We start from the raw sequence: 23583 nt of genomic DNA on the forward strand, positions 1-23583 counted from the left end.
CTACATAAATACATGATAATCGAGATCGGCCTGAAAAGCCAGTTGTGGGGCAGGCTATTTTACCGACGTGTCTTGCGTTCGCCGCATAAGCGACGATAGGGTGCCGAAAAACCGGAGAGCAAGGAGGGGATATGCGCTGGGGAGTTCTTTTGGCGGCGCTGGTCGTGGTGTTGGCTTCGGCACAGGTGACGCTGGCCAAACGGGTGGATGGGTTTGCCGGGACGGCTTTCGGCAGCCGGCTCGATACGTTGCCGTCGTTTATGACACTCAAAACGGTGGGCGACATTGCCTACGCCGTCAACCTCAATGAATCCTATAGGCTGGCCGGCAAGGCCCCGGTGGTGTTCTATGGGTTTGTCGGGGGGAGGATGTTCGCGGCGTATGTGCGCCTCGATGGCCTCATCAACCATGCTGTGCTGGCCAAACAGCTCACCGCCGAGTTCGGCAAGCCTTCCATCGTGACGGAAGGCGGCACGGAGATCCTGCGCTGGCGCAAGGGCGACCTCAAGGTCAAGCTCAAGTTCGATCCGGCGACGGGCTCCCTCAAGCTTGCCTATTATTCCATCACATACGGTTCCCCGGCGGCCATGGTCCTGGTCGAGCCGGACGCCGTCGATCTCGACGAACTGGCCCGCGCCTACGAAAAGGACAAGATCGCCAAGGGCGTCACCCTGCCCAAGGCCCCGTCCCGCAAGTGGTATTCGCCCGATGGCGTCTCCGATCCGACTCGCACTATCCCTGGCAAGTGAGGGGCCGCGCGCGCTGACGGGCGAGCCTGTCCGCGCCCTGCTGGAGCGGCTGCCCGAGGGGGTGGCGGTGCTTGACGCCTCGCGCGCCTTTGTGCGGGGCAACGCCATGGGCCGCCAGCGCCTGGGAGCGGCCGGGACGGCCTGCCACCAGGAGCTTTTCGGTCGGGATGCGCCGTGTCCCGGCTGCCCGTGCGACGGGGGCGTCGCTCCTGTCCAGGCGGCGCGGGCGGTTTGCGTCCGTCTGGCCGGGGACGACGCCGCGCCGGCGGGCGTGGTGTGCGTTTTTTCCGAGACCCTGGGCTCTTTTGATCCGGGGCGGCTGGTCGAGGTGGTCGAAAGCGCCTTCGCGGCCGTGTTCGTGGTGGACCGCGACTTCCGTTTTCTGTTCGTCAACCGGGCGTTCGAGCGGCTGCATGGGCGGGAGCGTCGGGAGCTTCTTTCCCGGCCCGTGGCGGACTGCGTCGACGCGCGGGCCTTCGCCCGTTTCCGGGCGGCGGCCCTGGAGGTGTTCGATTGGGGCGCGGTGCGGGAGGAGGAGGTGCGCCAGACCGTCGACGGGCGCGAACGGAATTTTCAGACCACGCTCATTCCGCTGGCCGGAGAGGGGGGCGCGGTGAACGCCGTGTGCTGCACGCTCACGGAGATCACCTCGCACCGCAAGGCGGAGCGGGAGCTCGACGCCAGCCGGCGTCGCTACCAGGCCATCGTCGAGGACCAGACCGAGCTGGTGGTGCGCCTCGATGCCCGGTTGCGCCGGATCTTCGTCAACCGCGCCGTGGCCAGGTCCATAGGCCGCCCCGTGGAAGAGCTTCTCGGCGGCCTGTTCCTGGAGAGCGTGGCCGAGGGGGAGGGGCAGGCGCTTCGGGAGCGCATCCTGGCCCTGACGCCGCGCGCTCCGGTGGTGGACCTCCGCCATATGCTCACCCTGCCCGACGGCCGCCAGCGCTGCCTGCACTGGACGGTGCGGGCCATTTTCGACGAAGCCGGGCGTGTGGGCGAATACCAGGCCATGGGCCGCGACGTGACGGCCTATTGGCGCATGGAGCGGGAGCTTGTCCGCAGCGAGGCCAAGTACCGCGACATTTTCGAGCATTCGGCCGAGGGCATTTTCCAGTTCGATCCGGACGGGGCCATGGCCGCCTGCAATCCCGCCCTGGCCCGCATCCTCGGCTACGCCTCGCCCGAGGAGATTTTGCTCGAGCAGGGGGATCTTTTTTCCCGCATCCAGGCCCGGCAGCAGGACCGGCTGGAATTTTTGCGCCTGCTGGCCCAGCACGGACGGGTGTTCGACCACGAGATGCAGGTGGTGCGCCGCGACGGCCGGGCGGTCTGGGTGTCCATCAACGCCCGGGCGGTGCTCGACGAATCGGGCCGCCTGCAGCGCGTCGAGGGCGCGGCCCGCGACATCACCGACCGCAAGCGGGCCGAGGAGGAGCGCATGCTCCTGGTCTCGGCCGTGGACCAGAGCGCCGAGGGGCTGGTCATCGTCAGCCGGGATTTCCACCTGGAGTACGCCAACCCGGCCTTTGCCCAGATTGTCGGCGGCGGCCAGAGCGGGTCGGGCTGGCTGGACCTGGAACGCCATCTCGGCACCTTTCTCGGGGAATCGGTGCGCAAGATGCTGGGACTTGGCCTTCGCTGGTCGGGCCGGGTGCGCCTGCCCCGTCCGGACGGGGAGGAGGGCGTGGCCGAGACGCTCATTTCCCCGGTGCGCGACGCCGCCGGCCAGATCGCCAACTACATCCTGCTCGTGCGCGACATGACCTACGAGATGGGCCTGGAAAAACGGCTGCGCCAGGTGGAAAAGCTCGAGGCCATCGGCGTATTGGCCGGAGGCGTGGCCCACGATTTTAACAACATCCTGACGCCCATTTTGCTCAATACCGAGATGATTCTGGCCGACATCCCCTGGAAGGACCCGCTTCGAAAGCCCCTGGCCGACGTGGTGCGGGCCTCGGAGCGGGCCAGGGACCTGGTGCGCCAGCTGCTCACCTTCAGCCGCCAGGGCGAGCTGACTGTGGGGCCGCTGCCCCTCACCCCGCTGGTCAAGGAGACGCTCAAGCTGGCCCGGGGCATGATCGAGAAGCGGGTGGAGATCCGCCAGCGGGTCTCCGAGCTGGCGCTCACCATCGAGGCCGATCCGGCCCAGATCCATCAGGTGCTCATGAACCTGTGCCTCAATGCCGCCCAGGCCATGCCCGAGGGCGGGGTGCTGGAGGTGGGGCTTATCGCCATGCCCGAGCCGCCGCGTCCCCTCGGGCCGTGCCTGGCCGCCGGCACGCCGCTGACCGAACTGCCGCCCGGGCCGTACGCCAAACTCTGGGTTTCCGACACCGGGCACGGCATGGCGGCGGACATCAGCGACCGCATCTTCGAGCCTTTTTTCACCACGAAGAAACCCGGCCAGGGCACGGGCATGGGCCTGGCCGCGGTGCACGGCATCGTCAAGGGCTGCGGCGGGGCGGTGCTGGTCACGAGCGCCGTGGGCCGGGGAAGCCTTTTCGAGGTGTTTTTTCCCCTGATTCCCCGGCCCGGGGCCGAGGACGTCAATTGATGGGCACGTCGAGCAGTTCGTAGCCCTTCCAGCCCGGGCCGTCGAAATGCCACCATTCCGAGGGCAGGGGCTCGAAGCCTTCCTTGGCCATGGCCGCTTCCAGCCGCTTGGCGTTGGCCCGGGCGGCCGGGTCGCCGCCGGTGTAGTTGCGCCGGGCCTTTTCCGTGAAATCGTCGAATCCGGACGGCATGGGCAGCGCCTTGCCCGAGGCGTCAACCAGGGTCAGGTCCACGGCCGCGCCCCGGTTGTGCTTGGACCCGGACACGGGCTTGCCGTTTTTCTCCACGGGCCTCGCCACCCAGTCCTCGTTTGGCACCAGGGCCCAGAATTTCTGCTGGATGGAAAAGGGCCGGTAGCAGTCGAAGACCTTGAGCCCAAGGCCCTCTTTTTCGAGATTCGCCTGGACCCTGGCCAGCCGTTTGGCCACGTCTTTGCGTAAAAAACAGCGGGCGGCCGGGTAGACGGCCACATGGGTGAAATTGTCCGGCGTGGCGTAGCGCATGTCGAGGCGGATGTCCGGGGCGACGGTGGTGATGTCGACCAGTCCGGCGGCCTCGGGGGTGGCGGGCCCGGCGGCCCGGGCGGCGGGGGCCAGGAAGACGGCAAGGCACAGGGCGAACAGGGCGACGACGCGGCGTGTCATGGCAAGCCTCCGAGTGTTTTGGCCACAATGTCGTTTGGGCCGTGAATGTCAAGGATACGGCCGCATGGCCGGTTGACGCAAAAAAGGCCGGGCCCCCAGGAGGGGCCCGGCCGGCGTCGGTTACGGTGTTGCGGTCGGTTTAGAAGGTGTACTTGAAGCCGCAGGAAACCTTCCAGGCGTCTTCGGCCTTGTTGGCCAGGCGGCTGCCCCAGACGTTCTTCTGGAACTGGCTGGGATGGGCCCAGCCTGTCTCGAGGATCAGGGCCAGGTTTTCATACAGCATGTACTTGGTGTCGAAGTTGAGCCCGATGACCCATTCCTTGTCGGTCAGGTCGCGGCCCATCTGGAAGATCGGATTGCTGCCGAGCACGAAGTTGGCGTAGCGGATGGCCTTGGCCGAGTTGTTGCCGTGGACGTAGGCGAAGGTGAAGCGCTGGGTCAGCTTCTCGATGAAGCTGATGTTGTTGAGCGACGCGCCAAAGCCCCAGTTGCCCACGGGCGAGATGCCCATGTTGGAGCCCTTGACCAGTTCCTGGCCGCCGTCGAACAGGAAGCTGTTGCCGGCGTTCCAGGAGATGGTGCCGCCCTCGTGCTCGCCGCCGCGGCCGGAGCCGGGGAAGAAGTTCGGCATGCGCTCGGAACCGTTGCGGGTGGAACTGTCCTCGCCGGTGGACCAGAAGCCGAAAGCCTGGGGCGTGAGCACGTCCCAGCCGGTGTACTCGGCCGCGGCGTCGATGAACCAGCCGTTACGCACGTTTTTCGCGTACTCGTTCATGCCGTGCTGACCCCAGATCACGTCGGCGTAGAACTTGAGGGGGTCGAGCGCCAGCACCTCGAGGGTCGTGCCGGCCCACAGGGCGGTGATGAAGTTGTTCTTCCAGCCCACGGGCGCCATGCTGAAAAGGCCCGAGGAAATGAGGCCTTCGGCCCAGCCGGCTTCGGTCAGGTAGTGACCGCCCTTGCCGCCGACGCCGAAAAGGGCCCAGGGCGTGGCCTTGAAGCCGTCCATGGTGAACGGCAGGGCCAGCATGTAGCCTTCCTCGTTGGAATAGATCGAGGTGGTGGTCGGGGCGTAGGTGCGGTCACTGGCGATGGTGCGCACGTAGGCCAGGACCATGGACAGGTGATCCTGAATCAGCGGGGCGGTGATGATCAGCGACGAGACGTTTTCGTCGAAGACCACGCTGCCGGCGAAGAACGACGACTGCGGAATGGAGGCCGGCTGGAGACCGGCGCTGATCTGGACGTCGCAGCCGGGCCACTTGAACTGCAGGTAGGCCTGATAGACTTCCACGGCCACGGTCGGGTTGGCGGCGGTGAAAGTGCCATGCCCCCAGACATCCTCGACGAGGACGCCCAGGCGGAACTTGACGGCCTCGTTGGCGATGAAGTCGGAACGCAGGCGGAAGCGTTCCCAGATCTCGAAGCGGTCCTCCGTTTGGGATCCGGCGGGCCGGATGTTGCCGGCCTCGTTGGTCCATTTGGCGGTGTTCCAGCCGGTGAAGTTCCGGTTGGCGAAAAAGTTGCCGTAGACGAGCGCGTCGCCCGTCATCCGCACCTCGGTGGCTGCCTGGGCGCGGACGGCGGCCGTGAGCACAAGCGCGGCCGCGATGATGCACAAAAGACGTTTCATGTTCCCTCCTCCGTGGCGAGTGTTTCCCCATTCCCCAACCGACGCATAAAGCAACATAATAATGACCGCAGAGGATGACGCTTTAAAAAACAGAGTGGCTTCCCCTGCAAGGACTTCAACTTGTAAGCAATCGCCTTATCTCCTTCATACGAAACCTTCATTTTTTTTGCAAGAGCTACACATCTTTTGGGATGTTCTCCTCTTTTGACCGAAAAGGATACTCCGTAAGGACTATCCTTTTCGGTGCCTTGCCAACGGTCTGAAAAGTATGTTTCCAATTACAACGGAAGCTTCCCAAACCCGATCAAATCGTAGGCAGGGATGATCAGTCCAAAAAACGTCAGGACCAGGAGCACAACGCCCAATACCTTCGGTGATAATTTTCCGTAGGTTACCGCCCACACCACCAGCGTCAGAACCACAAAGGCGAGCATCATCAAACCAAGGTACAAACTTTTCGGGATAAAACTCGTGCCATCGGCTTTCACGCCGCCGCCGGTGAAAAAGAAATAGGCCCCTATGGCCAGGATGATGCACATCATCAGGCTCAAGTTGCCCAGTGAACGCAGGTCCTGTGTGCCGGCCAGTATGACATAGGAAATTGTCAAATAGACGATGCCAAATGGGATGAGCAATGTCGCGGTGAACGCATCACTTCCGAAAAGAGGCGTTGCTTGCAAGATTCCGCCAATGACCGTTATGACGCCGACAAAACCGGCGATGGCCCCGCACGTTTTGGCATCGCCTTGACCCAGATAAAACAACCCAATTGGGAACCACAACATACTGATCGTGACCAATAAGACGAGCGTCATTCAATTCCCCCCCACCGTTACTGGTTGAACTCTTCGTACTCCTCCTGTTACACCAAGCGTTTACGTTGTAAGCCGCCGCGCCGCCGCAAAGAGGCGACGCTGTCCCCGACAGTTCCCGGGCCTGACGCGAAAGCCGACGCGCCGGCCCGGACCGGGTGCGCGCCGTCGCGCCCTGGTGGCCGTTTTGGATGCTTCGCCTATGGCAAATACCGAACCGAAAAAAATATTGTTTTATTTCAGTATGATGAAAAATGATGTGACGGTTGTGGGACGTATTGTGGGACTTGGGTACCTTGATTTCTCAAGGAATTTCAGCGGCGAATTGTTGCGGTTTGGGAGTATTTCATTAAAAAACAGTATGTTGTTTGGGTAAGGAATTTTTGCCACAAGGGGTGCGGCTGTTGGGTCATAGTTTCCCGGTTGTTTGAACAGGGTAATACTTACCCGCAAAAAAAAGTGCCGGGACGGAAATACCCCCCGGCGGGAAACAGGGCGGTCGTGTTGCAAGGCCGGGCAAGGCGGGCTAAAGGTGGCCACAACGCAACCTGGGCGTTCGCGCACACCCGGGTTGCCGGCGAGGCGTCAAAAGGCCGGTGACGGCCGGCGTCGCGCCCGGACGACACGCGCGAGTGCAATACCGCTCCTCGAAACGCCGGCTGGCGGCTTTCGTGGAGCGCAAACGGACGCCCTGGGCCTTCCATCGGCGGGGAGAGAGTATGTGCGGCATTATTGGGTACTGCGGGCACCGGCCGGCCGTTCCGGTCATCGTCGAAGGTCTCAAGCGGTTGGAATACCGTGGCTATGACTCCGCCGGCGTGGCGTTTTTGCAGGGCAGGGACCTGATTACGGTCAAGGCCGAGGGCAAGCTGTCCAACCTCGAGGCCAAGCTCGCCGCCCAAAACGTCTACCTGGCCACCTCGGGCGTGGGCCACACCCGCTGGGCCACCCACGGCCTGCCCACCGAAAAAAACGCCCATCCCCATCTCGATGCCTCCCGCTCCATCGCCCTGGTCCACAACGGCATCATCGAGAACTACCAGGACCTGCGAAAGGAACTGGCCGAAGCCGGCGTGCGCTGCGTGTCCGAGACCGACACCGAGGTCCTGGCCCAGCTCGTCGGCCACTATTATAAGGAAAAGGGCTCCCTGGCCCAGGCCATCTCCAAGGCGCTCTCCCGGGTCGAGGGCTCCTACGCCATCGTGGTGGTCAGCCGCGACAACCCGGGCATGCTCTACGCCGCCCGCAAGCAGTCGCCGCTGGTCATGGGCGTGGGCGTGGGCGAGAACTTCCTGGCCTCGGACATCCCGGCCTTTCTGCCCTACACCCGCGAGGTGGTCTTTCTCGACGACGGCGAGATGGCCCGCATCGACGCCGGCTCCTGGCAGGTCCTGGACGTGGCCACGCTGACTCCGGTGGAAAAAAAGGTGCAGCACATCTCCTGGGACGTCAGCGCCGCCCAGAAGGGCGGATTCAAGCATTTCATGCTCAAAGAGATTTTCGAGCAGCCGCGCGTCATCGCCGACTGCCTGGCCGGCCGGGTGCAGCGCGGCTCGGAGCGGGTCGTTTTGCCCGAGCTCGAGGCCATGGACGCGCCCGAGCGCCTTTTTATCGTGGCCTGCGGCACCTCGTACCACGCCGGGCTGTGGGGTATGTACCTCATGGAGCAGTGGGCCGGCATCCCGACCCGGGTGGAGATCGCCTCCGAGCTGCGCTACCGCGAACCGGTCCTCGGGCCGGGCGACACGGTGCTGGCCATCAGCCAGTCCGGCGAGACGGCCGACACCCTGGCCGGCATGCACCTGGCCAAGGCGCGCGGGGCGCGGGTCATCGGCCTTTGCAACGTGGTCGGCTCGAGCGTGGCCCGCGAGGCCGACGTGGTGGTCCACACCCAGGCCGGGCCGGAGATTTCCGTGGCCTCGACCAAGGCCATGTGCTCCCAGCTCACGCTTTTAACGCTCATGGCCATGGTTTTTGGCCGGAAAAAAGGCGTGTTGCCGGCGGAGGTGTCCGCCCATTGCGTGCCGGCCCTGGAAGGGCTGCCGGCGCTTTTGGACGGCATCCTGCCGACGCTTCGGGAGCGCGCCAAGGAACTGTGCCGGGTTTACTCCGAGGCGAGGAGCTTTCTCTTTCTCGGGCGCGGCCTGTGCTATCCCCTGGCCCTCGAGGGGGCGCTCAAGCTCAAGGAGATTTCCTACATCCATGCCGAAGGCTACGCCGCCGGCGAGATGAAGCACGGTCCCATCGCGCTGATCGACCCCAAGTTTCCCACGTTCGCCCTGGCCCCCCGCGACGGGCTCTATCCCAAGGTCAAGTCCAACCTCCAGGAGGTCCAGGCGCGCGGCGGCAAGATCATCGCCCTGACCCAGCCCGGGGCCGACCTCGACGTGGACCACCCCTGGGAGATCCCGGCGGCCTGGGGACCGCTGTCCACCTTCCTCATGCTGCCGGCGCTCCAGCTTTTCGCCTACGAGATGGCCGACTACCTGGGCAAGGACGTGGACCAGCCGCGCAACCTCGCCAAGAGCGTCACCGTGGAGTAGGCTGCCGCTGTGGCACGGATGACGGCGCTTTTCGGCAGACTGGCTGCGGCCCTGGCGGTTGTGGCTCTGGTGGCGTTTCTGGCGGCGGGAGCGGCCCGGGCTGCGGACGTGGCCGCAGGCTATCAGGCGGCGGTCAAGGAATTCAAATCCCTGCGCGACGATTCCGGTTCCAAGGACCGGCGCGACCTGTGGAAGGCGCTCGACGCCAAGCTGGCCGCCCTGGCCAAGACGGCGGGCAAGGACCCGCTCGGGGCCAAGATTCTCTATTACGAGGCCTGGACCAACGCCGAACTGGCGGCCCGGTCCTACCTGGACGCGGACTGGGAGGCGGCCGCTTCCCTCTTCGCCCGGGTGGCCAAGGCCTATCCCCGCCATGCCTGGAGCGACGACGCCCTGCTGCGCCGGGCGGATATCCTGGCCGAGCACCTCAAAAAGCCCGACGCGGCCAAGGCGGACTTGAACCGCATCCTGCGCGACCACCCCAAGGGCGACATGGCCGCCCAGGCCCAAAAGCTTTTGGCCTCACTTTCCGCCGACGCCGCCAAGGAGAAGCCCGACGCGGCCAAGGTGAAAGCGCCGGAGACGTCCCCGGGCAAAGCGACGGCAAGCGCCACGGCCGGCGACACCCGGAAATCCTCCGGCCCGCCGGCCGCCACCTCGGCCCGGCCGGCGCTGCTCAAGCGGGCGCTGGTCAAGGCGGGTTCCGGCGGCGGCCAGCTCACCCTGACCCTGGACCGGGAAACGACCTTTCGCTACCAGCTTCTTGACCAGAAGCGCGGGGGCGGCGAGCAGGTCAAGCTCCTTTACATCGACCTGGACAATACCCGCACCGGCTCCGCCATCCCCTCGGAAAAGCGCTTCGCCAAAGGCGTGGTGTCCCGTATGCGGGCCGGCTATTTCACGCCGGAAACCGTGCGCGTGGTCCTTGAGCTGGACGGGGTGCGCCAATACGAGATCCATTCCGAGGACGGGCCGTTTCGCGTGATCCTCGATCTGGATGGGGAGCCCGGCGGCGGGGGGAAAGGTCAATTCCGGGCCGAGGCCTCCGGCAAAGGCGAGGGCAAAGCCGCCAAAGCGGCGGACGACGACGCGGCCTCGGACAAAAAGGCCCAGGCGGCCAGGGCCGTTCCGGAAAAAACGGAGCGCAGGCAGCTGACCCCATCGGCGGCCGGGAAGAAGAACCTCGGCAGTTTGGTCGAGCAGCTCGGGCTTTCCGTGCGCACCGTCATGATCGACCCCGGCCACGGCGGCAAGGACCCCGGTGCCCAGGGGCTTTACGGCGTGACCGAAAAGGACGTGAACCTGCGATTCGCCAAGGAGCTTGGCGCGATACTGCGCAAGCGGGGCTTCAAGGTCCTCTATACCCGCACCACGGACGTGTTCATCCCCCTGGAAAAGCGCACGGAGATGGCCAACAGCCAGGGCGCGGACCTCTTTGTCTCCATCCACTGCAACGCCCACGGCGACCCCGATTCCTCGGGGCTCGAGACCTATTCCCTGAACCTGGCCAATTCGCGCGACGCGGTGCGCGTGGCCGCCCGGGAAAACGCCGCTTCCCAGAAAAAGATCAGCGATCTCCAGGCGATTTTAAGCGACCTGATGCTGTCCTCCAAGACGTCCGAGTCCAAGGATCTGGCCGGGTTCGTGCAAAAGCGCGCCATAAGCGAACTGCGCGGCAAGTACCGCATCCGCGACCGGGGGCCCCACGAAGCGCCCTTTTTCGTGCTCATTGGGGCCAATATGCCGGCCGTGCTGGTGGAACTCGGCTACATCACCAATCCCACCGAGGCCAAGCGCCTGGGTTCCGACGCCTATCTGCGCAAGCTGGCCGACGGGCTGGCCGACGGCATCGTCGCCTACAAGAAACGCATCGAACGCTACGCCAAAATCTGACCAGAGGTTTTCCATGCCCCAGCCGCACCGTTTCGACGACCGCCTCATCGTGGCCCTGGACCTGCCCACGGCGCAGGAGGCCTTGGAGATGGCCGACCGCCTCGCCCCGGCGGTGGGATTTTTCAAGGTAGGCTTGCAGCTTTTCCTCGATGCCGGTTTTTCCGTGTGCGACGCGCTGGCCAAGCGGGGCTTCAAGGTCATGCTCGACCTCAAGTTCCACGATATCCCGCAGACCGTGGCCATGGCCACGCGCCAGCTCGCCGGCCACGACATCGCCCTGACCACGGTGCATGGCTATCCCCAGGTGGTGGCGGCGGCGGCCAAAACCAAGGGTGCGACCAAGGTCCTGGCCGTCACCGTGCTGACGAGCCTTGGCGTGGACGAGTTGCAGCAGACCGGCTACGCCGGGTCCTTAGTCGACCTGGCCCGGTTGCGGGCCGAGGCGTCGCTTGCCGCCGGGGCCGACGGCGTCGTGTGCTCGCCCCTGGAGGCGGGGGCCCTGCGCCGCCACCTTGGCAGCCTGCCCGTCATCGCCACCCCCGGCATCCGCTCCCTGGACAGCGCCCCGGACGACCAGACCCGCACCGCCACCCCGGCCGCGGCCATCGCCGCCGGAGCCACGCACATCATCGTCGGCCGCCCCATCACCAAGGCCCCCGACCCCCTCGCCGCCGCCCGGGACATCCTGCGGGAGATCGGTTAGCGCGGCAGGCGCGACCGCTTCTTTACGCCCGTCGCACCTCGACGGTGTTGTCGTTGAGCGTCGTGGCCTCGCCGAGGTCCGAGAGGCGCTCGTGGTGCAGGGTGTTGACCAGATTGCCGTTGGCGGACTGGCTGGCCCGGAATATGCCGACTGCGGCGACCGCGCCTTTGGCGGCAAGGGGCGTGACGCGGGCGACGAAGGCCACCTCCCCGAGGTCGTTATGCGCCATGACGGCGTCGCCGTCGGCAATGCCGCGCGCGGCCGCGTCCCCGGGATGCATGGCCAGGGTCATCGGGCCGCGACGCGTAACCAGCCCCTCGCGTTCCAGAAAAACGGAGTTGAGCGTCTCGACGCTCGGCGCGGCGATAAGCCGCAGGGGATAGGGGCCGCCGTGGTTCTCCCGATACCCCGGCATGGGCGCGGCCAGGGCGGCATTGACGATTTCCATCCTGCCCGAGGGCGTTTTCCAGGCGGTGTGGTCGGCATACGGGACGGAGATCAGTCCGCCGCGTCGTAATGTCTCCCGTTGCGTCTCGGAAATGCCCTGTAAACCTGCCATCGGATGGCGCAGCAGTTCTTCAAGCAGCGCTTGCTCGCCACGGTCGAAATGGCTGTCCGTATAGCCCATGGCCTGGGCGAGCAGGCGGAAGATGTCCCAGTTGCTTTTGCAGGCGCCCGGGGCGGGGATCGTCTTGTAGGCCGTGCCGAAGGTGCAGTAGCCGTAGGAGCTGTAACAATCGGTGTGTTCGACCGAGAACGTGGCGGGGAGGATGATGTCGGCATAACGCGCCGTGTCGGTCATGAACCGCTCGTGCACGACGGTGAACAGGTCCGGGTTGCGCAACCCACGCCGGATGCCTTGCTGGTCGCAGACCGAACCGACCGGATTGCTGGCATACACGTGCAGGCAACGGATCGGCGTTTGCGTTTGTCCGGGATCAAGCGTCGAGGCCAGCTTGTTGATGTTGACCCTGCGCGCGGTGTTTTCGCGCAAATCCGGGCGGGTGATGCGCCTCGCGTCCACATAGGGGCCGCCGCCGGGATCGCAGCCGCACAGCCCGCCTCCCCGGCGCTTCCAGGCTCCGGTGAACGCGGACAGGATGGTGATCAGGCGCACGGTCATGCCGCCGTTGCCGTGGCGCGAGTTGCCGCTGCCCAAAATGATGGCCGGTGCGGACGCTGTGGCGTATTCCCGTGCCAGGGCGACGATGACGCGTGCGGGAACCCCTGTCACGCCCTGCGCCCATAACGGCGTGTTCGCGGCGAGGGAGGCCTTGAATTCCTCGAAGCCGAGGCTTTCCTTTTCCAGAAAATCGAAATCGGCCAGGTTCTCCGCGACCAGGACATGCATCAGGGCCAGGGCCAGGGCCCCGTCCGTGCCCGGGGTGACCAGCACCACCTGGTCGCAGTGGGGAGCCATATCGTGCGCGTAGCTTTCGATAAGGACGACGCGCCTGCCGCGTTTTCGCGCCCTGAGCAGGTCCGCCATGCCCTGCAGCCGTGTGGCCTTCATGTTGGCGCCCCAGACGAGGAAGAAATCGCTGTCGTCGAGTTCCCTGGGATCGAGACAACCGGTCTTGCCCATGACCGCCGCATACCCGGCGCCCTTGGCCGAAGCGCACAGGGTCTTGACCAGGGAGCACGCCCCCATCCTGTTGAACAGGGCCTCGCCGCAGTTGCGCTGGATAAGGCTCATGACCCCCGAATAGTAAAACGGCAAAATGGAGTCCGGCCCCGATTCGCGAAGCGCGCGTCGCCATTGCGCCGCGATGGCCGCAATGGCCTCGTCCCAGGAAATCGGCGTGAATCGGCCCGACCCCTTGGCGTCGATGCGCTTAAGCGGCGTGAGAATCCGGTCCGGCGAATGGATGGATTTTTCATAGCGTCGCATCTTGCCGCAGATTTTGCCGTGGGGCGCGGGGGCGTCAGGGTCGCCCTGCACGCCCACGATGCGGTCGCCGTCGGTTTTGACCAGCAGGCCGCAGGTGGTGGGACAGTCGTAGGGACAAATGGCTTTCTGGAATGGCATGTCGCGCTCGAAAAAGATGGTTATGCACAGGGCGTATCGTCGTCGATCCGCCTTCCCGCCTTGGAGAAACTATCGAAAGTTTTGGGGAGGAGAGAGCGCGAGAGGGGAACCCTTTTTTCAAAAAGGGTTCCCCTCTCGCATCCTCTTCCCCTTATCTCCCCCCCACGCCGTGCTGGGTGAAGCGGGCGCGTTTGCCTTCCTTGGCCGTTTCCCAGGCGGGTTCGCTCCAGGCGAGGGGCGTGACTCGGGCCGGGGTGACCGTGACCGGCGAGTCGTCGAAGCCGGCCACGTCGACGTGCACGTTTCCGGGGATGGCCATGGCCTTGGGATTGAAGGAGGCGAAATAGGCGGCGGCGTCGACGACGGTTGCCGCGTCCCAGACCGCGCCGGGGAGTTTTCGCGCCACGCCGAGGGGGCCGGGCAGGGTGCGCACCTTGAAGATGAGGTCGTCCGGGCCGAGGATGGCTTCCAGGCGTTCGTTGTCGGCCTGGTTGCGGCCGATGACCAGCCAGCGGTTTCCCGTCCAGTATTGCCGGCCGATATTTGCCAGGGCGAAATCCGCCGCCGTGGGCGCGGGCTTGTGGATGAAAAGCGGGAAAAAGCGCTTGGCCGAGGGTTCCTCGGTCAGCAGGCAGCCGCCGGCCGGGGTGGGAATCTCGGTCAGGCCGAAGGTCTTGGCCAGGAGCATCTGGTCCTTGCGGCCGCGTCCGGAGATGGCGTGGAGCCCTTCGCGGTCCACGAGCCCGGAGGTTTCGGCCTCGGTTTCGGGCAGGCGCTTTGCGCAAAGCGGCCGCAGGAGCAGTCCCCGCGTGGCCGAGTCGCGACTGATGATATTGAGCGCGTCCAGGCGCTGGGACATGGGCCGCTGGCCGATGACCTCGCCGGAAATGATGAACGACGCGCCGTAGGTCGGCAGCAGCTCCTTGGCCAGGCGCAGCATGAGGATCTTGCAGTCCACGCAGGGATTTAAAAATTTCCCCAGGCCGTGGGCCGGGCCGGCGGCCATCATGGCGACGTAGGCGTCGGCCACGTCCACCGGGAGGATGTCGAGCCCGTAGGTGTGTTGCCAATGGTCGATCTTGTCGGGCTTGCCGAAAAAGGGGCTGACAAAGTGCAGGCACAACACGTCGAGCCCTTGGGCCATGACGGTTTTGACGGCCAGGATGCTGTCGAGGCCGCCGGAGAAAAGGGCCAGGGCGTGGTAGGATTTCATGCGGCGTAGCTAAGGGTTCGCCGGCCGCCTGGCAAGGGCAATCTCCCGCGTCCGCCGAGGGAATGACGAAGGCCGGGAACCGGTTATGTGCCACTGCCATGAGCTTCACCGTTGACTGGTGCGGCGTAGTGGACCAATATTATGAATTTCAAGTTACGGAAGGCTGAAGAATAGGGAGAAACCGAAGGCGCAGGCTTTTGTAAAAAACATGGACAAGATGACTATGTAAAATGAGTGTGTTACAGGAATTAGTTGCTTTTTAAAAATACGAAGTATGACATGTAAGATAAACATGAAGATCGGTATCTCGAAAATAAACAAGGGCATATTCCATAAGGAATTATCAGCGAGGAGTTTGCAGGCTAGGGATGTGTTGGGATGGTAGCATCCAACGAGAATTTTTATGGTAGTATAAAGATATAGAGAGATTTGCGTGCTTGCAATCAAGCAGAGGAAACATAAAATGAATGATAGCGATATATTGACGATGCGTTTGATTAGCCACTTTAAGACAAAAATATTAAAAATGAATGTTATTATTGCGGGTATAATAAATACAAGGGCCCCTTGGTTTGATGGGTGCTGAGGCATGCAATCTCTCTTGAAGTGTAAGTTGATTAGATCTTTTTAGTCTATATTTATGATTACACACATTATTGTCTTCTCGTTTGCCGTGTCGAAGCCTTCGGCCACGCTTCTAAAGGACTTTGATAAGATTTTTCCTCTCCGTCAAGCCAGCCGGGTTCTTTCCCCCCACTGAAGTTGCCGGTCGGCAGGGATTTTGCTATGTAGCGCACTTTGCGCCTCCACACTGTTTCCTAGGAGTTGGCGACATGGCCCGCAAACCAGCCCAGTCCCCGGAAGATTTTCGCAACGAAGCCCTGGCCACCGCGCTCACCACCATCGAGCGCAAGCACGGCCAAGGCGCTGTCATGCGCCTGGACGACGCGGCCCATGTGAAGATTCCGTCCATCCCCACCGGCTCTATCGGTCTCGATCTGGCCCTTGGCATCGGCGGCATCCCCAAAGGGCGCATCACCGAGATTTACGGCCCGGAATCCTCGGGCAAAACCACGCTCGCCCTGCACATCATCGCCGAATCGCAAAAACTCGGCGGCACGGCGGCCTTCATCGACGCCGAACACGCCCTGGACGTCAACTATGCCCGGCGACTTGGCGTCGACACCCCGGAACTGCTCATCTCCCAGCCCGACTACGGCGAACAGGCCCTCGACATCGCCGACCTGCTCGTGCGCTCGGGAGCCGTGGACGTGGTGGTCATCGACTCTGTCGCGGCGCTGATTCCCCAGGCCGAACTCGAGGGCGAGATGGGCGAGACCCAGGTCGGCGGCCAGGCGCGGCTCATGTCCCACGCCATGCGCAAGCTGACCGGCACCATCCACAAGTCGCAGGCTTCGGTCATCTTCATCAACCAGATCCGCATGAAGATCGGCATGACCGGCTACGGCAGCCCGGAAACCACCACCGGCGGCAACGCGCTCAAATTCTACGCCAGCGTGCGCCTGGACATCCGCCGTATCCAGACGCTCAAGGACAAGGAAGAAACCTATGGCAGCCGCTGCCGGGTCAAGGTGGTGAAAAACAAGGTCGCGCCGCCGTTTCGCGAGGCCCTGTTCGACATTCTTTACGGCACGGGCGTCTCCCGCGAAGGCGAGCTCATCGACATGGGCGTGGACGCCGGCATCGTGGACAAGTCCGGGGCCTGGTTCTCGTTCGGCTCCGAGCGTCTGGGCCAGGGCCGCGACAACGTGCGGGCCTTTCTCCAGGAGCATACCGACATCCGCGACCAGATCGAAGGCAAGCTGCTCGAGCACCTGGGATTCGCCGAGGGTACGCCGCCGCCCATCTCCCCCGAGGCCATCGAGGAAGAAGACGGCATGTAATGGAAAGGCCGGGGTGTCTTGCCCCGGCCCCGCCCCCTGCCTGGGGTCAAAAGGGATTCGACGATGTGCGCCAACGCGTTGGCGTGCCCGTCGAATCCCTTTTGGCCCCGCGAAGGGCGAATGCGCATTGAAACAATAACCCTGACCTTCTTATGAAAGGGGGCCCGGGGGGGGGGATTCTCCCCCCGGTGGGGAGGTCCCGGAGGGCGACGCCGCTCCGGGCTCCCCCTCCAGCGGAGGCATACGACAATGATGACGGCTCATGAAATCCGCGCCAAATTCCTGGACTTCTTCGCTGCCCAGGGTCACCAGAAAGTGGCCTCCTCCCCGCTGATTCCGCGCGAGGACCCTTCGCTGCTTTTCACCAATGCCGGCATGGTCCAGTTCAAGAAGGTCTTTCTCGGCCAGGACAAGCCCGGCTACAAGCGCGCCACCACCTCGCAGAAGTGCCTGCGCGTGGGCGGCAAGCACAACGATCTGGAAAACGTCGGCCGCACCGCCCGCCACCACACGTTTTTCGAGATGCTCGGCAACTTTTCCTTTGGCGACTACTTCAAGGAAGACGCCATCCGCTTCGCCTGGACCTTTTTGACCGAGGTCATCGGCCTGGACAAGAGCCGGCTCTATGCCACGGTCTACCAGGACGACGACGAGGCCTTCGGCCTGTGGCAGAAGGTGGCCGGGCTGACTCCGGACCGCATCTACCGCCTGGGCGAGAAGGACAACTTCTGGTCCATGGGCGACACCGGCCCCTGCGGCCCCTGCTCGGAGATCATGTACGACCGGGGCGAGGAGGTTTCCTGCGGACCGGATTGCGGCATCGGCTCCTGCGATTGCGACCGGTACCTGGAAATCTGGAACCTCGTCTTTATGCAGTACGACCAGCTGGAGTCCGGCGAGCGCGTGGCCTTGCCGCGCCCGAGCATCGACACCGGCATGGGGCTTGAGCGCATTGCCGCCGTGGTCCAGGGCGTGCACTCCAATTTCGACATCGACCTGTTCCAGACCATCATCGCCACGGCGGCCTCCATTGCCGGCGTGACCTACGGCGCGACCGACGAGCAGGACACGGCCCTTCGCGTCATCGCCGACCACAGCCGGGCCGTGGCCTTCCTGGTGGCCGACGGGGTCATGCCCTCCAACGAAGGCCGGGGCTATGTGCTGCGGCGGCTCATTCGCCGGGCCCTGCGTTTCGGCAAGCTCATCGGCCTGTCCGATCCCTTCCTGTTCAAGACCGCCGGCACGGTGGTCGAGGTCATGGGCGACGCCTACCCCGAACTTGTGGCCACGCGCGATTTCATGGAGCGCATGGTGCGCGAGGAGGAGGAGCGTTTCGGCGTGACCCTGGACAAGGGGCTGGCCATCCTGGCCGAGGAGCTGGACCGCATGGAGGCGGCCGGCGAAAAGACCATCACCGGACAGTTCGCCTTCAAGCTCTACGACACCTACGGATTCCCGCTGGACATCGTCAACGACGTGGCCGACAAGCGCGGCATCACCACCGACGAGGACGGCTACAAGGCCTGCATGGCCGAGCAGAAGGCCCGGGCGAAAAAGGCCTGGAAGGGCAGCGGCGAGACCGACCCGGCGGTGCTGTTTCTGGAGCTGCTCGAATCCGGCATGAAGTCCCGGTTCGTGGGCTATGAGACGCTTGTCGCCCAAAGCCGCGTCAATGCGCTCATTTCCGCCGAGGGCCAGGCCGTGGAACGGCTCACCGCCGGCGAGACCGGCTACGCCGTGTGCGCCGTGACCCCGTTTTACGGCGAATCCGGCGGCCAGGCCGGCGACGTGGGCTCCATCACGACGCTGACCGGCAACGCCACGGTTGCCGGCACCATCAAGGCCGGCCCGGAGCTGACCGCGCACCACATAACGATTGCCGAGGGCGAAATCCTGCTCGACCAGGAGGCCGATCTGGCCGTGGATACGGCCGTTCGCGCCGCAACCGCCCGCAACCACACCTGCACCCATCTGCTCCACAAGGCGCTTAAAAACGTGCTCGGCTCCCACGTCAACCAGGCCGGGTCGCTGGTGACCCCGGACCGGCTGCGCTTCGACTTCACCCACATCGCGGCCATGACCCCCGAGGAGCTGTCCCGGGTGGAGGACGAGGTCAACGCGTCCATCCTTCTCGACGCGCCGGTGACGACCGAGGTCCTGCCCATCGAGGCGGCCCGGTCCAAGGGCGCGACCGCCCTTTTCGGCGAGAAGTACGGCGATACGGTGCGCGTGGTCGAGGTGCCGGGCGTGTCCATGGAATTTTGCGGCGGCACGCATCTTTCCGCCACCGGCCAGGCCGGCAGCTTTCTGATCCTGTCCGAATCGGGCGTTGCCGCCGGCACGCGGCGCATCGAGGCGGCCACGGGATTCAATACCCTCAGGCACGTGCGCGAGATGCGCGGCGAGCTGGAGGAAAGCCTGCACGCGGCCAAGGCCAAGGCCGGGGAGCTGCCCGGGCGCATCAAGAAGCTTCAGGACGACATCAGGGCCCTGACCAAGGAAAAGGAACAGCTCGCCGCCAAGCTGGCCTCGGGCCAGGGGCGCGACCTGCTCTCCGGCCTCGAGGAGATCGGCGGGGTGAAGGTGCTTTGCGCCAAGGTCGACGCGCCGAACATCAAGGCGCTTCGCGAGGCCATGGACGATCTGCGCAGCAAGGTTCCGTCCGGGGTCGTGGCCATCGCGGCCGAGCAGGACGGCGGCAAGGTGAGCCTCATCGTGGCCGTGAGCAAGGATTTGCACGGCCGTTTCACCGCGCCGGCGCTCATTAAGGAGGCGGCGGCGGCGGTCGGCGGCTCGGGCGGCGGGCGTCCGGACATGGCGCAGGCCGGCGGCACCGATCCGGCCGGCATCGAGGAAGCCTTCGCCAAAGTGCGGGCGGCCGTGGCCGGGTAGAGCCGGTAGCGGTGATCCTGCAAGACAGAGGCGGCTTTCTAGTTAGGAGGCCGCCTTTTAACTTTTGTTTTATTTTATGTTGGGGTAAAATATAATTATAAATTATTTTAATGTATTATCTCAGACACAAAGGGTATAAGTATGCAAGAGGCCTTGAAAATTATCGAAGGGAGTAGGAAAGGATATAAGACCTCTTCCACATGTATTCAGGAAATTCACGGCAGGGTGACAGATGAGCTGGTTATTGCACTTTGCGGGGCTATAGGGAGTGGAGCTACGACAGTTGGGGAGAAAATACAAAAAATTTTAGAGGAATATGGGTATGACGTTGTTTATATAAAATTGAGTGATTTTATAAAACAATGTAGTACAAAAGAAGATTTTGTTAAAGAACTGGAGGGCTCAAGTATAGCTGATAGATATTTGATGCTTCAGGATGAGGGCAATTCTTTAAGGGAAATGTATTCTAATGACGTTTTAGCACAACTGGCGATATTTAAGATTTCAATGGACAGGGAAAAATCTGAAAAAGAAAAGAAATCGGATGCTGCGGAGGTAAAAGCTCATACCGTCCGTCGTTTTGCGACAATAGTTGACAGTTTGAAGCATCCAGACGAATGGAGATTGCTTCAAACTGTATATGGAAAGATGTTTTATCTTTTTGGGGTGTTGTGTCCTGAAAATATTCGGAAAGAAAGATTGATTGGTCAAAAGAAGATAGATAGAGCAGCCTCTGCGCAATTGATTGAAAGAGATAAGATGGAAGAAATTAATAGTGGGCAAAAATTTATTAAAACGATTTTCCATGCTGATTTTTTCATACGAAATATAAAGAATATCAAAAATGCATTAAACGATCCTCTTAAAAGATATATTGGACTGATTCTGTCTGATAATAAGTATACACCAACAATACATGAGTACGCTATGCATATTGCACAAGCTTCTGCTCACAGATCATCATGCCTTTCAAGGCAGGTTGGTGCTGCTATAATTGGGCATAATGGGGAGATAGTGTCTACGGGCAGAAATGATGTGCCGAAGTTTGGCGGAGGTCTTTACGGAGATGGGGAGCAGGAGACGTATAATTGTTACAATACTGGTGGATGCAAAAATGATGAATATAAAAATGATATTTTTAAACAATTAGCGGCGATTTTAAGAAAAAAATTTCCACTCTCTGTAAAAGATGAAATGATCAAAACAGCGTTAGATGAAATTAAAAAAAATACAAAATTAAAAGATATAATAGAATTTTCGCGCGCAGTACATGCCGAGATGGATGCTATTACATCTGCTGCTCGTAGTGGGGCACATGGTTTGGAAGGGGCAACTTTGTACTGTACTACTTTCCCTTGTCACCACTGTGCGCGTCATATTGTTGCTTCTGGTATAAAGCGTGTTTTTTATATAGAGCCATATGAAAAAAGTTTGGCTTATGAATTGCATAGCGATTCAATTGTACTAGACTCTGATGATATTGAAATCAATGGCGATAAAGTGAAGTTCTTGCCGTTTGAGGGTGTCGCTCCAAAACAATTTACAAGTATTTTTCGAGATAGAGACAAGAAAAGTGATGGGTGTAGTATAGAAATTGATTTGAGAAGATCAAAACCTATTTTGCAGCAATTAATGGATTCTTTTGTAGATTATGAGGATAGAGTGGTTAAGAGATTGAAAGAGACTGGGTTGCTGGAAAAATTGGTCGCCGATTGATTTGGAGGGAGCATGAAACGGTGTAAAAAAATAACGGCATATCAATTGATGCTTCCATTGGATAAGAAAGAAGAAGCCGATGCTGGTAATTTGAAATCAAGTATTGAGGGTGCTATCGTCTTGGGTGGTGTGGTTGTTTCTAGTGGCGTCGTTTGTGACATGAAGAAATTTGTACAAATTAGAAATATGGCGTTGACAGAAAATGACAATGTGCAATTGTTACAAGGTATTCTTGAGAGAGCTGAAAAGGCAAAATGGTGATATTTAAGATGGTTATGTCTTGAATCCCATAGTGGACTTTTTGTCGAATTGTGGTGCATGGAAGGTAATATTTATCGTGCTTAACGCAGGGGCGATGACGTGCATTCAGGGCGGTCCCGACAGGGACCGCCCTTTTTTGTTGCACAGACAGAGGGCTCAGGCGATGGCCTTGACCGCCGCGCTGCGGCCTTCCGCCTCGAGGGCCGTCATCAGGGCTTCGAGGTCCTGGGTCTGCCGGGCCAGTTTGCCGACAGCCCGGGCCGCGTCGGCCATGGACCGCGACGTGGCCTCCGAGATGGAATTGATCGCGTCGATGGAGCGGTTGATCTCCTCGCTGGTCGCGGATTGCTGTTCCGCCGCCGTGGCGATGGAGCGGACCTGGTCCGAGGCGTCCTCCACCAGGTGCACGATTTCCGCAAGCGCCGCGCCGGCCGTGGCCGCAAGTCCATGCGCCTCCTCCACGGCCTGGCCGGACTGGACGACGTTTTCCACATTGCGGCTGGTGCCCTGCTGGATGCCCGAAATGGCCTCCCCCACCTCCTTGGTGGCGGTCATGGTCTTTTCGGCCAGCTTCCTGACCTCGTCGGCGACCACGGCGAAGCCGCGCCCGGCCTCGCCGGCCCGGGCCGCCTCGATGGCGGCATTTAAGGCCAGCAGGTTGGTCTGGTCGGCGATGTCGGAAATGACGTTCATGATGCGGCCGATGTCCTGGGCCTGCCCGCCCAGCCGGCCCATGTCCTCCTTGAGGGCTTCGGACCGGGTCCGCACCCGGCCGATGCTTTCCACCATCCGGTTGACGACGTCAGCGCCGCTGCCCGCCTTAGTGTGGGCCGCGTCGGTCGTTGCGGCGGCGTTGGCGGCATTTTTGGCCACCTCGAGCACTGTGGCGTTCATCTCTTCCATGGCCGTGGCGGTCTCGGCCATGCGCTGGGACTGGTCCTGGGCGCCCTGGTTCGATTCCTCGATGCGGGCCGAAAGCGACGCCGATTCCTCGGAGATGACGCCGACCACGCCTTCGAGCTGTTGCGCCGCCTGGAGCTGGCCTTCGGCCTTGGCTTGGTGCGCCTGTTTCGTGGCCTCTTCGGCCATGCCGCGCGCCTGTTGCGCCGCCCGGGCCTTTTCCTCGGATTCCCTGGTCTTGGCTTCGATGGCGGCCATGTTGGCCCGAAGCGTGCCGACCATGGTGTTGAGCGCGCGCTGCATGAGGGCGGCCTCGTCCTTGCCGATGGCGTCAAGCCGGATGTCCAGGTCCCCTTCGGCGCAGCGCTCGGCCGCGCCCGTCGCCTGCCGGATGGGGCCGGTGATGGAGGCGATGATCACCAGGCACAGGCCGATCAGCACGACCAGACCCACGCCGATGCCGGTGAAGATGCCGGTCAGCACCGCGTGGATGTGCTTTTCGCTTTCGGCCCGGATGGCGTCCTTGGCCCGGTCCACGTTGTCGATGTAGATGCCGGTGCCAAGCCACATGTCCGTGCCGGGAATCATGGCGGCATAGGCCAGCTTCGGCTGGTCGCCCTGGCCCGGTTTGGGAAAGATGTATTGGACGAATCCGCCGCCGCTTTTGGCCTTTTCCATCAGCTCGCGCACGTAGTACACGCCGTTTGCGTCCTTGGCCCCGCCGAGGTCCGTGCCCTGCTTGGCCTTGGCCGGGGGTAGCGCGACATTGATCGTCCCCTGGTAGACGAAGAAATAGCCCGATTTGTCCTGTTCGAAGCGGACAGTGTCCACCATGGCGCGGATGGTTTCGATGCGTTTGGTCGGATCAGGCTCGTTTTTTATGGCCTGGCCAATGGCCTCGGACAGAGTGTCGGAGGCCACGGCCAGTTTTTCCCGCTGTCCCTGTATCAGGATGTCCTGGGCAACTTCGATGGTATGGTGCAGTTGTGTGCGCATGCCCGTATAAAACGTCAGAACAACAGCGCAGATGAAGATAGCGAAAAGGCCGAGAAGCAGGATGAAGCGCCAGGTTATGGAGATATTGCGGAGGAAGGCGGCAATTCCGCTAGAAGGTGCCGTATGGGCGGTCATAGCGTTC

Annotated in this window: 15 protein-coding genes; 9 read left to right on the plus strand and 6 right to left on the minus strand. The window is 62.2% G+C overall.

The window, feature by feature from the left end; all coding sequences use genetic code 11:
* The first annotated feature begins 131 nt into the window (after nt 1–131).
* Nucleotides 132–749 (plus strand): hypothetical protein, encoded by a 618-nt coding sequence (locus ACMZ6R_RS10480; protein ID WP_416111114.1) that lies wholly within the window; start codon nt 132–134, stop codon nt 747–749.
* A complete protein-coding gene (locus tag ACMZ6R_RS10485; RefSeq protein ID WP_416111116.1) occupies nt 709–3303 on the plus strand; it encodes a PAS domain S-box protein in 2595 nt (864 codons plus the stop codon). The genes ACMZ6R_RS10480 and ACMZ6R_RS10485 overlap by 41 nt, the downstream gene beginning before the upstream one ends.
* Here the strand turns inward: ACMZ6R_RS10485 and ACMZ6R_RS10490 are convergent.
* From ACMZ6R_RS10490 to ACMZ6R_RS10500, 3 genes are all read right to left on the minus strand, one after another.
* On the minus strand, nt 3296–3946 hold the full coding sequence (locus ACMZ6R_RS10490; RefSeq protein WP_416111118.1) for a M15 family metallopeptidase: 651 nt from the start codon (nt 3944–3946) through the stop codon (nt 3296–3298). The two genes, ACMZ6R_RS10485 and ACMZ6R_RS10490, sit on opposite strands and share 8 nt — an antisense overlap.
* 139 nt (nt 3947–4085) lie before the next feature.
* Nucleotides 4086–5579: an outer membrane homotrimeric porin gene (locus tag ACMZ6R_RS10495; protein WP_416111120.1), complete on the minus strand. Its 1494-nt coding sequence runs from the start codon at nt 5577–5579 to the stop codon at nt 4086–4088.
* 278 nt (nt 5580–5857) lie between these two features.
* Nucleotides 5858–6394, minus strand: coding sequence for a hypothetical protein (locus ACMZ6R_RS10500; RefSeq protein ID WP_416111122.1), 537 nt, complete (start codon nt 6392–6394; stop codon nt 5858–5860).
* Nucleotides 6395–7110: 716 nt separating this feature from the next.
* On the opposite strand from ACMZ6R_RS10500, the gene glmS reads away from it, so the two are divergent.
* From glmS to pyrF, 3 genes are read left to right on the plus strand one after another with little or no spacing between them, the layout of a single operon-like run.
* Nucleotides 7111–8934 carry a glutamine--fructose-6-phosphate transaminase (isomerizing) gene (gene glmS, locus ACMZ6R_RS10505; RefSeq protein ID WP_416111124.1) on the plus strand — a complete coding sequence of 608 codons (1824 nt, stop codon included), beginning with the start codon at nt 7111–7113 and terminating at the stop codon, nt 8932–8934.
* Between the two features lie 18 nt (nt 8935–8952).
* Nucleotides 8953–10827 carry an N-acetylmuramoyl-L-alanine amidase gene (locus tag ACMZ6R_RS10510; RefSeq protein WP_416111162.1) on the plus strand — a complete coding sequence of 625 codons (1875 nt, stop codon included), beginning with the start codon at nt 8953–8955 and terminating at the stop codon, nt 10825–10827.
* A 13-nt stretch (nt 10828–10840) separates the two neighbouring features.
* Complete coding sequence (gene pyrF, locus ACMZ6R_RS10515) at nt 10841–11530, plus strand: orotidine-5'-phosphate decarboxylase (RefSeq protein WP_416111126.1); 690 nt, start codon at nt 10841–10843, stop codon at nt 11528–11530.
* Between the two features lie 22 nt (nt 11531–11552).
* On the opposite strand, the gene ACMZ6R_RS10520 is transcribed toward pyrF, so the two are convergent.
* The gene (locus ACMZ6R_RS10520) at nt 11553–13559 is read right to left on the minus strand and encodes a molybdopterin-containing oxidoreductase family protein (protein WP_416111128.1); all 2007 of its coding nucleotides are present in this window, start codon (nt 13557–13559) and stop codon (nt 11553–11555) included.
* 151 nt (nt 13560–13710) lie between these two features.
* Complete coding sequence (locus tag ACMZ6R_RS10525; protein WP_416111130.1) at nt 13711–14772, minus strand: tRNA(5-methylaminomethyl-2-thiouridylate) methyltransferase; 1062 nt, start codon at nt 14770–14772, stop codon at nt 13711–13713.
* Nucleotides 14773–15605: 833 nt separating this feature from the next.
* Between ACMZ6R_RS10525 and recA the strand changes: the two genes are divergently transcribed.
* From recA to ACMZ6R_RS10545, 4 genes are all read left to right on the plus strand, one after another.
* Nucleotides 15606–16676 (plus strand): recombinase RecA, encoded by a 1071-nt coding sequence (gene recA / locus ACMZ6R_RS10530; protein WP_416111132.1) that lies wholly within the window; start codon nt 15606–15608, stop codon nt 16674–16676.
* Between the two features lie 249 nt (nt 16677–16925).
* Complete coding sequence (gene alaS / locus ACMZ6R_RS10535; RefSeq protein WP_416111134.1) at nt 16926–19568, plus strand: alanine--tRNA ligase; 2643 nt, start codon at nt 16926–16928, stop codon at nt 19566–19568.
* Nucleotides 19569–19709: 141 nt separating this feature from the next.
* Entirely contained in the window at nt 19710–21284 is a 1575-nt protein-coding gene (locus ACMZ6R_RS10540; protein ID WP_416111136.1) for an anti-phage dCTP deaminase, read from the plus strand.
* 12 nt (nt 21285–21296) lie between these two features.
* The gene (locus ACMZ6R_RS10545; RefSeq protein ID WP_416111138.1) at nt 21297–21545 is read left to right on the plus strand and encodes a hypothetical protein; all 249 of its coding nucleotides are present in this window, start codon (nt 21297–21299) and stop codon (nt 21543–21545) included.
* A 156-nt stretch (nt 21546–21701) separates the two neighbouring features.
* Here ACMZ6R_RS10545 and ACMZ6R_RS10550 read toward each other — a convergent pair whose 3' ends face one another.
* Nucleotides 21702–23576, minus strand: a complete 1875-nt coding sequence (locus ACMZ6R_RS10550) for a methyl-accepting chemotaxis protein (RefSeq protein ID WP_416111140.1) — start codon at nt 23574–23576, stop codon at nt 21702–21704.
* Nucleotides 23577–23583 lie beyond the last annotated feature (7 nt).

It is taken from the genome of Solidesulfovibrio sp. C21 (genome assembly GCF_047785625.1).
In the GTDB taxonomy this organism is placed as follows: domain Bacteria; phylum Desulfobacterota; class Desulfovibrionia; order Desulfovibrionales; family Desulfovibrionaceae; genus Solidesulfovibrio.

Coding starts and splice junctions, on each gene's coding strand:
- pyrF (WP_416111126.1), top strand. CDS start 10,841: ATGCCCCAGCCGCACCGTTTCGACGACCGCCTCATCGTGGCCCTGGAC.
- ACMZ6R_RS10480 (WP_416111114.1), top strand. CDS start 132: ATGCGCTGGGGAGTTCTTTTGGCGGCGCTGGTCGTGGTGTTGGCTTCG.
- alaS (WP_416111134.1), top strand. CDS start 16,926: ATGATGACGGCTCATGAAATCCGCGCCAAATTCCTGGACTTCTTCGCT.
- ACMZ6R_RS10495 (WP_416111120.1), bottom strand. CDS start 5,579: ATGAAACGTCTTTTGTGCATCATCGCGGCCGCGCTTGTGCTCACGGCC.
- ACMZ6R_RS10550 (WP_416111140.1), bottom strand. CDS start 23,576: ATGACCGCCCATACGGCACCTTCTAGCGGAATTGCCGCCTTCCTCCGC.
- ACMZ6R_RS10525 (WP_416111130.1), bottom strand. CDS start 14,772: ATGAAATCCTACCACGCCCTGGCCCTTTTCTCCGGCGGCCTCGACAGC.
- ACMZ6R_RS10510 (WP_416111162.1), top strand. CDS start 8,953: ATGACGGCGCTTTTCGGCAGACTGGCTGCGGCCCTGGCGGTTGTGGCT.
- recA (WP_416111132.1), top strand. CDS start 15,606: ATGGCCCGCAAACCAGCCCAGTCCCCGGAAGATTTTCGCAACGAAGCC.
- ACMZ6R_RS10540 (WP_416111136.1), top strand. CDS start 19,710: ATGCAAGAGGCCTTGAAAATTATCGAAGGGAGTAGGAAAGGATATAAG.
- ACMZ6R_RS10520 (WP_416111128.1), bottom strand. CDS start 13,559: ATGCCATTCCAGAAAGCCATTTGTCCCTACGACTGTCCCACCACCTGC.
- ACMZ6R_RS10490 (WP_416111118.1), bottom strand. CDS start 3,946: ATGACACGCCGCGTCGTCGCCCTGTTCGCCCTGTGCCTTGCCGTCTTC.
- ACMZ6R_RS10485 (WP_416111116.1), top strand. CDS start 709: ATGGCGTCTCCGATCCGACTCGCACTATCCCTGGCAAGTGAGGGGCCG.
- glmS (WP_416111124.1), top strand. CDS start 7,111: ATGTGCGGCATTATTGGGTACTGCGGGCACCGGCCGGCCGTTCCGGTC.
- ACMZ6R_RS10500 (WP_416111122.1), bottom strand. CDS start 6,394: ATGACGCTCGTCTTATTGGTCACGATCAGTATGTTGTGGTTCCCAATT.
- ACMZ6R_RS10545 (WP_416111138.1), top strand. CDS start 21,297: ATGAAACGGTGTAAAAAAATAACGGCATATCAATTGATGCTTCCATTG.